Origin of the sequence: Nocardioides sp. YIM 152588 (assembly GCF_040191335.1) — a bacterium.
In the GTDB taxonomy this organism is placed as follows: domain Bacteria; phylum Actinomycetota; class Actinomycetes; order Propionibacteriales; family Nocardioidaceae; genus Nocardioides.
Genome location: NZ_JBEGDJ010000029.1, coordinates 40,242 through 51,841 on the forward strand (window position 1 = coordinate 40,242; position 11,600 = coordinate 51,841).

General features: G+C 71.1%; 9 protein-coding genes. 1 reads left to right on the forward strand and 8 read right to left on the reverse strand.

Translation table 11 applies throughout. The annotated features are described in order from the left end of the window. Position 1: 1 nt before the first annotated feature. The 8 genes from ABLM29_RS14400 to ABLM29_RS14435 all read right to left on the reverse strand — a co-directional run bounded on the left by ABLM29_RS14400 (position 2) and on the right by ABLM29_RS14435 (position 10,185). Positions 2 to 1,519 (reverse strand): rhamnulokinase, encoded by a 1,518-nt coding sequence (locus ABLM29_RS14400; protein WP_349714811.1) that lies wholly within the window; start codon positions 1,517 to 1,519, stop codon positions 2 to 4. Between the two features lie 25 nt (positions 1,520 to 1,544). Further along, complete coding sequence (locus ABLM29_RS14405) at positions 1,545 to 3,581, reverse strand: bifunctional aldolase/short-chain dehydrogenase (RefSeq protein ID WP_349714812.1); 2,037 nt, start codon at positions 3,579 to 3,581, stop codon at positions 1,545 to 1,547. 148 nt (positions 3,582 to 3,729) lie between these two features. Beyond that, positions 3,730 to 4,893 (reverse strand): L-rhamnose isomerase, encoded by a 1,164-nt coding sequence (gene rhaI / locus ABLM29_RS14410; RefSeq protein WP_349714813.1) that lies wholly within the window; start codon positions 4,891 to 4,893, stop codon positions 3,730 to 3,732. Then, positions 4,890 to 5,258 carry an L-rhamnose mutarotase gene (locus tag ABLM29_RS14415; protein ID WP_349714814.1) on the reverse strand — a complete coding sequence of 123 codons (369 nt, stop codon included), beginning with the start codon at positions 5,256 to 5,258 and terminating at the stop codon, positions 4,890 to 4,892. Before ABLM29_RS14415 ends, rhaI begins: the two co-directional genes overlap by 4 nt. A gap of 118 nt (positions 5,259 to 5,376) precedes the next feature. After that, positions 5,377 to 6,405 carry a rhamnose ABC transporter substrate-binding protein gene (rhaS, locus tag ABLM29_RS14420; RefSeq protein WP_349714815.1) on the reverse strand — a complete coding sequence of 343 codons (1,029 nt, stop codon included), beginning with the start codon at positions 6,403 to 6,405 and terminating at the stop codon, positions 5,377 to 5,379. Further along, positions 6,402 to 7,523 carry an ABC transporter permease gene (locus ABLM29_RS14425; RefSeq protein ID WP_349714816.1) on the reverse strand — a complete coding sequence of 374 codons (1,122 nt, stop codon included), beginning with the start codon at positions 7,521 to 7,523 and terminating at the stop codon, positions 6,402 to 6,404. The genes rhaS and ABLM29_RS14425 overlap by 4 nt, the downstream gene beginning before the upstream one ends. Further along, on the reverse strand, positions 7,520 to 8,614 hold the full coding sequence (locus ABLM29_RS14430) for an ABC transporter permease (protein ID WP_349714817.1): 1,095 nt from the start codon (positions 8,612 to 8,614) through the stop codon (positions 7,520 to 7,522). The genes ABLM29_RS14425 and ABLM29_RS14430 overlap by 4 nt, the downstream gene beginning before the upstream one ends. After that, positions 8,611 to 10,185 carry a sugar ABC transporter ATP-binding protein gene (locus ABLM29_RS14435; RefSeq protein WP_349714818.1) on the reverse strand — a complete coding sequence of 525 codons (1,575 nt, stop codon included), beginning with the start codon at positions 10,183 to 10,185 and terminating at the stop codon, positions 8,611 to 8,613. The genes ABLM29_RS14430 and ABLM29_RS14435 overlap by 4 nt, the downstream gene beginning before the upstream one ends. 204 nt (positions 10,186 to 10,389) lie before the next feature. Between ABLM29_RS14435 and ABLM29_RS14440 the strand changes: the two genes are divergently transcribed. Then, complete coding sequence (locus ABLM29_RS14440; protein WP_349714819.1) at positions 10,390 to 11,406, forward strand: LacI family DNA-binding transcriptional regulator; 1,017 nt, start codon at positions 10,390 to 10,392, stop codon at positions 11,404 to 11,406. The last annotated feature ends 194 nt before the right edge of the window (positions 11,407 to 11,600 follow it).

An 11,600-nucleotide genomic window follows, 5' to 3' on the forward strand; every position in this document is an offset into this window, starting at 1 on the left:
GTCATCCTGCCTGACTGCCGAAGACCCGGGCCTCGGCGGCGTCCCAGTCGAGGCCGGGGCGCGGCTGGTACTGCCGGACGTCGTAGGAGCGGCGGATCAGCGCGCGCATCGAGGCCAGGTCCGGGAGGTCGGCGCCGAGCGTGCGGCCCTGCACGAGGACGTTGCCGAGCGCGGCGGCCTCGGTCGGGCCGGCGATCACGGGCAGGCCGCAGGCGTCCGCGGTGAGCTGGCAGAGCAGCGCGTTCTGGGAGCCGCCGCCGACGATGTGGACGACCTCGAGGTCGACCCCGGCGAGCTCGGCGGCCGTGCGCACGTTGCGGCGGTAGGCGACGACGAGGCTGTCGAGGATGCAGCGGGCGATCGCCACCGGGGAGGCGGGCTCGGGCTGGCCGGCCTCCTTGGCCAGCGCGACGACGCGCTCGGGCATCGGGTCGCTCGCGGTGCCCGGCGCCAGCAGGCGCGGGTCGTTGATGTCGATCACGGTGCGCAGCGGCTCGAACTCCGCGGTCGCGGCGAGCAGGCCCTGCAGCGTCAGGCCGAGGCGACGGCCGTCCCAGGCGCGCATCGACTCCGAGAGCACCCACAGGCCCATCACGTTCTTGAGGAAGCGGATGGTGCCGTCGACGCCGCCCTCGTTGGTGAAGTCGGCCTGGCGGGCCGCCTCGGTGACCACGGGCTTCTCCAGCTCCAGGCCGACCAGCGACCAGGTGCCCGAGGAGATGTAGGCGAACCGATCGGTGCTGGCGGGCACGCCGACGACCGCCGAGGCGGTGTCGTGGGAGCCCACGGCCACCACCGGTACGCCGGCGCCGACCCCGACCTCGCGGGCCACGTCGGGCAGCAGCGGGCCGACCACCGAGCCGGCGTCGCGCAGCGGCGGGAGGATCGACCACGGGATGCCGAGCTCGCGGCACAGGTCGATCGCCCAGGTGCCGTCGTTGACGTCGTACAGCTGGGTGGTGGAGGCGTTGGTGCGCTCCGCCCCCATCTCGCCGGTCAGCCAGTAGCCGAGCAGGTCCGGCAGGAGCAGCAGCGCGTCGGCGGACTCCAGCGCCGCGGTGCCGCGGGCGGCGACGAGCTGGTAGATCGTGTTGAACGCCAGCTGCTGGATGCCGGTGGTGCCGTACAGGCGGGCGGCGCCCACCTTGTCCAGCACCTGCGCGGCGATCCCGTCGGTGCGCGGGTCGCGGTGGCTGAACGGGTTGCCGAGCAGCTGGCCGTCTCGGTCCAGCAGGCCGTAGTCGACCGCCCAGGAGTCGATGCCGATGCCGTCCAGGGGGCCGGTGCGGGCGACCTCGCGGATGCCGACCAGCATCTCGCGGTGGATGCCGAGGATGTCCCAGAAGAACGAACGTCCCGCCCGGACCGCCCCGTTGGGGAAGCGGTGCAGCTCGTTGAGCTCGATGCCCGACGGGCTGATCCGCCCGGACATCACGCGTCCGCTGGTGGCGCCGAGGTCGACGGCGGCCACGCGGACCGACTGCTTCGCGGCGCCCTGGGGGGCGGCCTGGACAGGCACGTTCATTCCTCCGTTCGGCCCGCGCTCAGCGCAGGAACGCGGCCGCGACGCCGGCGTCGACCGGGATGTGCAGGCCGGTGGTGTGGCTCAGCTCGTCGGTGCAGAGGACGAAGACCGCGTTGGCGATGTTCTCCGGCAGCACCTCGCGCTTGAGGATGGTGCGCTGGGCGTAGAACTTGCCCAGGTCCTTCTCCTCGACGCCGTAGACCGCGGCGCGGTTCGCGCCCCAGCCGGAGGCGAAGATGCCCGAACCGGCGACCACGCCGTCGGGGTTGACGCCGTTGACCTTGATGCCGTGCTCGCCGAGCTCGGCGGCCAGCAGGCGCACCTGGTGCGCCTGGTCGGCCTTGGCGGCGCCGTACGCGACGTTGTTGGGGCCGGCGAAGATCGAGTTCTTCGAGGAGATGTAGACGATGTCGCCGCCCATCTCCTGCTCGATCATCACCTTCGCGGCGGCCTTGGCGACCAGGAACGAGCCCTTGGCCATCACGTCGTGCTGGAGGTCCCAGTCCTTCTCGGTGGTCTCCAGGAGCGAGCGCGACAGCGACAGGCCGGCGTTGTTGACCACGAGGTCGATGCCGCCGAAGGCCAGCGCCGCGGCGTCGACGGCGGCCGCGACGGCGGCCTCGCTGCTGACGTCGACCTGGACGCCGACGGCCACGTCCGGGCCGCCGATCTCGGCGGCCGCGGCCTGCGCGTTCTCCAGCGACAGGTCGGCGATGACGACGCACGCGCCCTCGGCGGCCAGCTTGACCGCGGTCGCCTTGCCGATGCCGGAGGCGGCGCCGGTCACGAACGCGACGCGGGTGGCCAGCGGCTTCGGCTTCGGCATCCGCTGGAGCTTGGCCTCCTCCAGCGCCCAGTACTCGATCCGGAACTTCTCGGACTCGTCGATCGGGGCGTAGGTGGACAGGCCCTCGGCGCCGCGCATCACGTTGATGGCGTTGACGTAGAACTCGCCGGCGACGCGGGCGGTCTGCTTGTCCTTGCCGAAGCTGAACATGCCGACGCCGGGCACCAGCACGATCAGCGGGTCCTTGCCGCGGATCGCCGGGGAGTCGGCGTCCGCGTTGCGGTCGTAGTAGCCCTGGTAGTCCTCGCGGTAGGCCACCGCGAGCTCCTTGAGGCGGGCGATGGAGTCCTCGACCGAGGCGTCGGCCGGCAGGTCCAGGACCAGCGGCTTCACCTTGGTACGCAGGAAGTGGTCGGGGCAGGAGGTGCCCAGCGCGGCCAGGCGCGGGTGCTCCGCGGCGGCCAGGAACTCCAGCACCACGTCGGCGTCGGTGAAGTGGCCGACCATCGGGCGGTCAGCGGACGCGATGCCGCGGATGGTCGGGGCCAGCGCGGCCGCCTTCGCGCGGCGCTCGGCCTCGGGCAGCGCGCCGTAGCCGTCGAGCGCGGGACCGAACGGCTCCGTCTTGGAGTGCTCGGCGATGTAGGCCGCGGCGGTGTCGATGATCCAGAGGGAGTTCTTCTCCGACTCCTCGCTGGTGTCGCCCCACGCGGTGATGCCGTGGCCGCCGAGGATGCAGCCCACCGCCTGCGGGTTCTTCTCCTTGATCGCGGCGATGTCGAGGCCGAGCTGGAAGCCGGGGCGACGCCACGGGACCCAGACGACCTTGTCGCCGAAGATCTTGTGGGTCAGCGCCTCGCCGTCGACGGCGGTCGCGATCGCGATGCCGGAGTCGGGGTGCAGGTGGTCCACGTGCGGGGCGTCGACCAGGCCGTGCATGGCGGTGTCGATCGACGGCGCCGCGCCGCCCTTGCCGTGCAGGCAGTAGTCGAAGGCCGCGACCATCTCGTCCTCGCGCTCGACGCCCGGGTAGACGTCGACGAGCGCGCGCATCCGGTCCAGGCGGAGCACCGCCAGGCCGGACTCCTTGAGGGTGCCGAGGTCGCCGCCGGAGCCCTTGACCCAGACCAGCTCCACGGGCTGACCGGTGACCGGGTCGGTCTCGGTGCCCTTGGCAGAGGTGTTGCCGCCCGCGTAGTTGGTGTTCTTCGGGTCGGCGCCGAGGCGGTTGGAGCGCGCGATCAGCGCGGCTGCTGCGGGGTTCGTCATGATGCCCTTCTCGAGGTAATCGACGGTGGGTGCTGGGTTGCTCCGGTGGTGAGGTGGGAGCGGAGCGAGCCTCGGAACCGAGGCGGTCATATGCAGTTGGTGCCCCGGGGGGGTCGGGGATCCACAGGGCCGAGCCCCCGTGCGTGGGTCAGGTCCAGGACATCTGGGTGCCGCCGACGCGCTCGGCCTCGATCTGCTCCTGGTAGCCGGACTCGGCGTAGGCGCGCATCGGGTCGGCCGGCAGACCGCGCTCCTCCCGCCAGGCGGCGAGGTCGGCGCGGACATCGGTGTAGAAGGCGTCCATGAGCACCTGGTGGGCGCCGAGCACGTCGCCGGCCTCCTGGGCCGCGGCGAGCGCGTCCCGGTCCACCAGCAGCGCGCGGGCGGTCATCTCCTGCACGTTGAGCACGGAGCGGATCTGGCCGGGGATCTTCTCCTCGACGTTGTGGCACTGGTCGAGCATGAACGCCACGTCGCTGTCGGGGCCGTAGCCGCCGCCCCGGATCACCTCGAACATGATCCGGAAGAGCTGGAACGGGTCCGCCGAGCCGACGATCAGGTCGTCGTCGGCGTAGTAGCGGCTGTTGAAGTCGAACGAGCCGAGCTTCCCCAGTCGCAGCAGCTGCATGACGATGAACTCGATGTTCGTGCCGGGCGCGTGGTGGCCGGTGTCGAGGCAGACGACGGCCCGGTCGCCGAGGGCGGCCACCTGGGCGTACGACGTGCCCCAGTCCGGGACGTCGGTGTGGTAGAACGCCGGCTCGAAGAACTTGTACTCCAGGACCAGGCGCTGGTCGTCGCCGATCCGCTCGTAGATCGTGGCCAGCGACTCGGCCAGCCGGTCCTGGCGGCCGCGGAGATCGGCCTGGCCCGCGTAGTTGCTGCCGTCGGCGAGCCAGATCTTCAGGTCGCGGGACCCGGTCGCGTCCATCACGTCGATGCACGCGAAGTGGTGGTCGATCGCCTTCTGGCGGATCTTCGGGTCGACGTGGGTCAGGGCGCCGAACTTGTAGTCGTCGTCCTGGAACGTGTTGGAGTTGATCGTGCCCAGCGCGACCCCGTGGTCGGCGGCGTGGGCGCGGAGCTTCTCGTAGTCGTCGACGTGGTCCCACGGGATGTGCAGGGCCACGGACGGCGCCAGGCCGGTGAACCGGTGGACGGTCGCGGCGTCGGCGATCTTCTCCTCGACCGAACGGGGGGTGCCCGCGGTGCCGAAGACCTTGAAGCGGGTTCCGGAGTTGCCGAACGCCCACGAGGGCAGCTCGATGGCCTGGCCCTCCAGCTGAGCCGCGATCGCGGCGAAGTCAGTCATGACGAGATGCTTCCTTGTGCGTCGGTGGTGCGGGCGAGCTGGTCGTCGAGGTTGAACACCTCGCGGAGCAGCACGAAGTTCTGGTCGGGTGCCCGGCCGTCGATGCCGGTGAAGAACTCGGCCATCTGGGCCTGCCACCGGGCGTTCACCTCGGTGGCGTCCATGGCGGCCTGGGCTGCCTGGAGATCATCGGCCTCGACGTAGCCGATGAGCAGCCCGTCGTCCTCCCGCAGGAACAGGGAGTAGTTCCGCCAGCCGGTCTCGTCCAGCGCGTGGAGCATGTCCGGCCAGACGGCCTGGTGACGCTCGACGTACTCGTCCATCCGGTCGGGACGGATCTGGAGACTGAAGCAGTAGCGGGGCATGGGTGGCGCTTCCTCCCTGTTGCCTGCGGGTGGGACGTGGCTGGGTGGTGCTGGTGACGGGCCTCGACCCGATCGGTCCCGGCCGGTCGACGGGGTACGCCGACCGGCCGGTCACCGATCAGAAGTCGAAGTCGTCGATGTTGTCGGCGTTGAAGACGAACGGGTCGCCCAGCAGGACGGAGCCGCCCTCCTCGACGGTGTACTCGCCCAGGTCGCCGGCCTCGAAGGTGTCGCCGGCCTCGCCGGTGATGTCACCCTCGATCAGGGCCTTGGTGGCGTAGGCGGCCAGGTAGCCGAGGTCGGCCGGGTTCCACAGCGCGAACGCGGTGACGGTGCCGTCCTTGACGTACTCGCGCATCTGGTTCGGGGTGCCGAGACCGGTCAGCGCGACCTTGCCCTTGGCCTTCGAGGTGGAGAGGTAGCGCGCGGCGGCCGAGATGCCGACGGTGGTCGGCGAGATGATGCCGGCGAGGTCCGGGTGGGACTGCAGCAGCGCGGCGGTCTTGTCGAAGGACGTCTGGTCGTCGTCGTTGCCGTAGACCACGTCGACGAGCTCGATGTCGGGGTGGTTGGCCTCGAGCTCGGCCTCCATCAGCTCGATCCAGGCGTTCTGGTTCGTGGCGTTGGCGGCGGCCGACAGGACCGCGACCTCACCCTTGTCGCCGATCTGCTCGGCGATCAGGTCGACCTGGGCCTTCGCGATGCCCTCGGCCGTGGCCTGGTTGATGAACAGGTCGCGGCAGTCGGGGTTGGTGTCGGAGTCGAAGGTCACGACCTTGACGCCGGCGTCGCGGGCCTCGTTGAGCGCGTCGCAGATGGCCTCGGGGTCGTTCGCGGAGACCACCAGGCCGTTGACGCCCTGCTGGGCAGCGGTGTTGATGAACGGCACCTGGCCGGCCGGGTCGTCACCGGAGTCGGGACCGACCTCCTCGTAGGTGCCGCCGAACTCCTCGATCGCCTTCTCGCCACCGGCGTTGCTGGTGTCGAAGTAGGGGTTGCCGAGGTTCTTGGGCAGGAAGGTGATGGCGAGGTCGCCGCCACCGTCGCTGCCGCTACCGCTGTCGTCGGAACCACAGGCGGTGAGTCCCACCGTCGCGACCAGCGATGCGGCCGCCATTGCGACGACCCGCCGAGTCTGGAACTTCATCGTTCACTCCCATTCGTTGTAGATGAACCGGACTGCGGGCGCTGGTCGGCCCCGTCCCGTCGCGTGCCGGACGGCCGCGACTTTCTCCTCGACGAGCGGATTCCCGAGGCCCAGTTGAGGAAGCTGGTGGACATCACGGAGAGCACGAGGAGCACTCCGATGACGATGTTGATCATGTTGACCGTCTGCCCCTCCAGGCGCATGGCGCTGGAGATGACGCCGATCAACAGCACGCCGGCGATGACGCCGTGCAGGGCGCCGCGGCCGCCGAAGATGGAGACGCCGCCGAGCAGGACGGCGCCGATCACCTGCAGCTCCATGCCGGTGGCGTTGTCGCCGCGGGCGTTGCCGAACCGCAGCGTGTAGTAGATGCCGGCGAACGCCGAGACGGCGCCGGTGAGGACGAAGAGCAGGAACTTGGTGCGCTCCACGTTGACGCCGGTGAACCGGGCGGCCTCGTCGTTCAGGCCGATCTCGAAGACACCGCGGCCGAACGAGGTGAAGTGGAGCAGCAGGGCGAAGACCACGGCCAGGACCGCGATCGGGACCAGCACCATCGGGTAGGAGCCGCCCTCGACGATCCTCTCGGTGAACAGGTCGCGCCACTTGTCGGGGAAGTCGGTGATCGCCTTCGTGCCGAGCAGGCCGACGGCGACACCGCGGTAGAGCGCCAGCGTGCCGATCGTGACCGCCAGCGAGGGCAGGCCCAGGTAGGCGACGAGGTAGCCGTTGAGCGCCCCGGCGAGTGCGCCGCAGGCGATCGCCAGCACCGCCGCGACCGCCATCGGCAGGCCCATGTCGGCGAAGAAGATGCCGGTCAGCACGCTGCTCAGGCCGACGACGCTGGCCACCGACAGGTCGATCTCGCCGGTGACGATCACCAGGGTCATCGGCAGCGCGATCAGCAGGATCGGCGCCATGTCGAGGAACAGGTAGTAGAGCGTGAGCGGGCCGTCGAAGCCCTGCACGTTGAGCATCGCGTAGGCGTAGACCACGACCAGCAGGCCGATCACGGCCGCCTCGCGGGTCAGCAGCCAGCGCAGCAGCAGCGGGCGGGCGTAGGGCTTGTAGGTGCGGGTCTCGGCGCCGGCCTGCAGCAGGGTGTCGGTGCTGGTCATCGGGTCCCCCCGGTGCTGGTCGTGGCGTGCGGTTCGATCTCGGTCACCGATGGTTCGAGATCTCGGGCATCGGCGAGCTTGCGCTCCTGCCGGTTGGCCAGCACGCGGTCGAGGACCACCGCGGCCAGGATCAGGGCGCCGACGACGGCGCGCTGCCAGAAGTCCTGGATGCCGATCACGGGCAGCGCGCTGTTGATGGTGACCAGCAGCGCCGCGCCGATGGCGGCGCCCCACACAGTGCCGCTACCACCGAAGATCGCGACGCCGCCGATCACCGCGGCCGCCACCGCCTGGAGCTCCATGTTGAGCCCGGCACCGGAGCTGACCGTGCCGTAGCGGGCGACGTAGAAGGTGCCGGCGAGGCCGGCGAGCGCGCCCGAGAGGACGAAGGCCGAGATGACCCGGCGGGTCACCGGGAGGCCGTAGAGGACCGCGGCGTCCGGGTCGGAGCCGATCGCGTACAGCTCCCGGCCGGCGCGGTGGGCGTGCAGGTGGTAGCCGACCAGGCCGAGCACGATCAGGGCGACGATCGTCAGCACCGGGATCGTCAGCACCTGGGCGGTGCCGAGGTCCTGGAAGCCGCGCGGGATGTCGCTGGCGTTGATCCGGTCGCTGCCGGCCCAGGTCAGGAAGATGCCGCGGTAGATGTAGAGCGTGCCCAGCGTGATCACCAGCGCCGGCACCTTGCCGAAGGCGACCAGGACGCCGTTGACGGCGCCCAGCGCCGCGCCGGCGAGGACCGCGAGCAGCACCACGACGGGGGCCGGGAGGCCGGTGTCGATGAAGAGGCGGCCGGTCAGGTAGGCGGTCAGTCCCATCGTCGAGCCCACGGAGAGGTCGACGCTGCGGGTGATGATCACCGCGGTCTGGCCGACGGCGAGGAGGATCAGGATGCTGGGGTTGACCAGCAGCGAGCGCCAGCCGTCGGAGTCGAACAGGAAGTTCTGGCTCTTCGCGGTCGCGGCCAGGATCACCAGCAGCAGCACCGCCGCGACCGCGACCTCGCGCGACCGCAGGGCCGCGCCGAGCGCGCGCTGCACGGGGTTGGGGCCGGACTTGGCCCCAGGCTGGGCCGGCGTCAGGGTGGTCATGCGGTCACTTCCCGGTCGGAGGTGGCGGTGAGCTCGGAGGCGTTGCCGTGGTCGACGTCCGCGTTGCCGGTCGCGGCACGCATCACCGACTCCGGGGTGGCGTCCGCGCGGTCGAGCTCGGCGGAGATCCGGCCCTCGTGGACCACGAGGACGCGGTCGGCCATGCCGAGGACCTCGGGCAGCTCGGAGGAGATCATCACGATCGCGAGGCCCTCGCCGGCCAGGTCCGACAGGAGCCGGTGGACCTCGGACTTGGTGCCGACGTCGATGCCGCGGGTGGGCTCGTCGATGAAGAGGATCGTGGGCTCGGTGGAGAGCCACTTGGCCAGCACGACCTTCTGCTGGTTGCCGCCCGACATCGTCGCGGCGTGCATGTCCAGCGCGTTGGTCTTGACCTCGAGCCGGGCGGCCCACGGCGCCGCGGCGCGGTTCTCGGCGGCGTTGGTGAGCAGGCCGGCCGTGGCCAGCTTGCCGCGGATCACCGAGGCGATGTTGCGGGCGATCGACCCGTCGATGACCAGGCCCTGCTGCCGGCGGTCCTCGGGGACGAAGGCGATGCCCGCCTTGATCGCCGCCTTCGGGTTGTGCTTCGGCAGCGGCCGGCCGGCGATGCGGACCGAGCCCGCGTCGTACGCGTCGACGCCGTAGATGGCGCGGGCGATCTCGCTGCGCCCGGCGCCGACCAGGCCCGCGAGGGCCACGATCTCGCCGGCGCGCACCGAGAAGCTGACGTCGTGGAAGGTGCCGCGGCGGTTGAGCCCCTCGACCTCCAGCACGACGTCGCCGAGCTCGGCGGGGACCTTCGGGAACAGGTCGGCGACCTCGCGCCCGACCATCCGGGCGACGATCTCGTCGACGGTGGTGTCGGCGATCGCCTCGGTGGAGACGTACTCGCCGTCGCGCATCACCGTGACCGTGTCGCAGAGGTCGAAGACCTCCTCGAACCGGTGGGAGATGAAGACCAGGGCGCGACCCTCGTCGCGCAGGCTGCGGGCGACCGCGAAGAGGCGGTCGACCTCGACGCCGCTGAGCGCGGCGGTCGGCTCGTCCATCACCAGCAGCGCCGCGTCGAGCGAGATCGCCTTGGCGATCTCGATGATCTGCTGGTCCGCGATCGACAGGCCGCGGGCCGGGCGGCGGGGGTCGATGACGACGCCGAGCCGGGTGAAGAGCGCCTCGGACTCGGCGTACATCGCGGCCCGGTCGATGGCACGACCGCGCCCCAGGGGCTGGCGGCCCATGAAGATGTTCTCGGCGACCGAGAGGTCGGGGAAGAGCGTGGGCTCCTGGTAGATGACGGCGACACCGGCACCCTTGGACTCCGCCGTCGTGTGGAAGTCGACGGGCTCGCCGAGCAGCTCGAAGACGCCGGCGTCGCGGCGGTGCACGCCGGCGACGATCTTGACCAGCGTCGACTTGCCCGCGCCGTTCTCCCCCACCAGTGCGTGGATGGAGCCCGGGGCGACCTCGAGGGTGCCCGACTTCAGTGCGGCGACCGCTCCGAACGACTTCGCGACGTCCCTCAACACCAGGGTCGGCGCCGCTGCGCTCTGTGCCGGGAGGTCAGACATGCCTCTCCTCGTCCCTTGTCATTTCTTGATTGAAAGGTTTCAATCACCGATAGGGACTGACGCTAGGTGACGCCACTCACATGAGTCAACCCCGGGTCGAAACTTTGTTGAAACGAATCAATACCACGCCGTTCACCGCTGATCAGCCCGTAGCCTGTGCCGCGGGGTAGGGCCGGGTGGCGGCCATCACATCGAGGAGGACCCGTGGCATCCGCGTCTCGGAGCGTGTCGGTCAAGGACGTCGCGGCTGCGGCCGGCGTCTCGGTCGGCACCGTCTCCAACGTGCTCAACCGGCCCGAGAAGGTCTCGCCGACGACATTGGCCCACGTCACGGCGGTGATCGACCGCCTCGGCTTCATCCGCAACGACGCCGCCCGGCAGCTGCGCGCGGGGAGCAACCGCGCGGTCGGCATGGTCGTGCTCGACGTCGCCAACCCCTTCTTCACCGACGTCGCCCGCGGCGTCGAGGAGAGCCTCGCCGAGGTCGGGCGACCGCTGATCCTCGGCAACTCCGGCCAGGACCCCGACCGCGAGCGGACCTACCTCGACCTCTTCGAGGAGCAGCGCGTCAGCGGGCTGCTGGTCTCACCCGTCGGCTCGGTGCTGCCCCGGCTGCGCCGGCTGCGCGACCGCGGCACCGCTGTGGTCGTGGTCGACCGGCGCGTGGAGGGCCAGGAGTTCTCCTTCGTCGCGGTCGACGACCTCCGCGGCGGCCGGCTCGCGGCGCAGCACCTGCTCGACCGCGGCCACCGGCGCCTCGCCTTCGTCGGCGGCCCGGCCGAGATCACCCAGGTCGAGCTGCGGCTGCGCGGCGCCCGCGAGGAGGTCGACGCGGTCGACGGCGCCACCCTGCGGTTCGTCGAGACCGACACCATGGACGCCGGGGCCGGGCGGCGGGGTGCGGAGGAGCTGCTCGCGCTGCCCGCCGAGGAGCGGCCCGACGCCATCTTCGCCGCCAACGACCTGGTCGCGCTCGGCGTGCTGCAGGCGTTGACGCTGGCCGGCCTCCGGGTGCCCGAGGACGTCGCGATCATCGGGTACGACGACATCGACTTCGCCGCCTCCGCCGCGATCCCGCTCAGCTCCGTGCGGCAGCCGCGCGAGCAGCTCGGCGCCGTCGCCGCCGAGCTGCTGCTGGCGCGGATCGAGGACCCCCACGGCCCGGTCACCGAGGTGGTGCTGGAGCCGACGCTCGTGGTGCGGCGGTCGACGGGGGGCTGAGGTCGGCGCTGGGGGGGGGCGTGAGGCGGGTCGTGTGCCCCAGGCATCGGCATGGCGGGGCGTCAGGCACACGAGGCGGGCGGGAGGCGGGTCGTGTGCCCCAGGCATCGGCATAGCGGGGCCTCAGGCACACGACCCCGGCGAGACACGGGCACCAGCCGGCGTGAACCGAGTCGTGTGCCCCACACACCCTC

What these genes read in the sequence shown, in the direction of transcription:
- ABLM29_RS14435 (WP_349714818.1), bottom strand. Translation starts at nt 10,185, where the DNA reads ATGTCTGACCTCCCGGCACAGAGCGCAGCGGCGCCGACCCTGGTGTTG.
- ABLM29_RS14425 (WP_349714816.1), bottom strand. Translation starts at nt 7,523, where the DNA reads ATGACCAGCACCGACACCCTGCTGCAGGCCGGCGCCGAGACCCGCACC.
- ABLM29_RS14405 (WP_349714812.1), bottom strand. Translation starts at nt 3,581, where the DNA reads ATGACGAACCCCGCAGCAGCCGCGCTGATCGCGCGCTCCAACCGCCTC.
- rhaS (WP_349714815.1), bottom strand. Translation starts at nt 6,405, where the DNA reads ATGAAGTTCCAGACTCGGCGGGTCGTCGCAATGGCGGCCGCATCGCTG.
- rhaI (WP_349714813.1), bottom strand. Translation starts at nt 4,893, where the DNA reads ATGACTGACTTCGCCGCGATCGCGGCTCAGCTGGAGGGCCAGGCCATC.
- ABLM29_RS14430 (WP_349714817.1), bottom strand. Translation starts at nt 8,614, where the DNA reads ATGACCACCCTGACGCCGGCCCAGCCTGGGGCCAAGTCCGGCCCCAAC.
- ABLM29_RS14415 (WP_349714814.1), bottom strand. Translation starts at nt 5,258, where the DNA reads ATGCCCCGCTACTGCTTCAGTCTCCAGATCCGTCCCGACCGGATGGAC.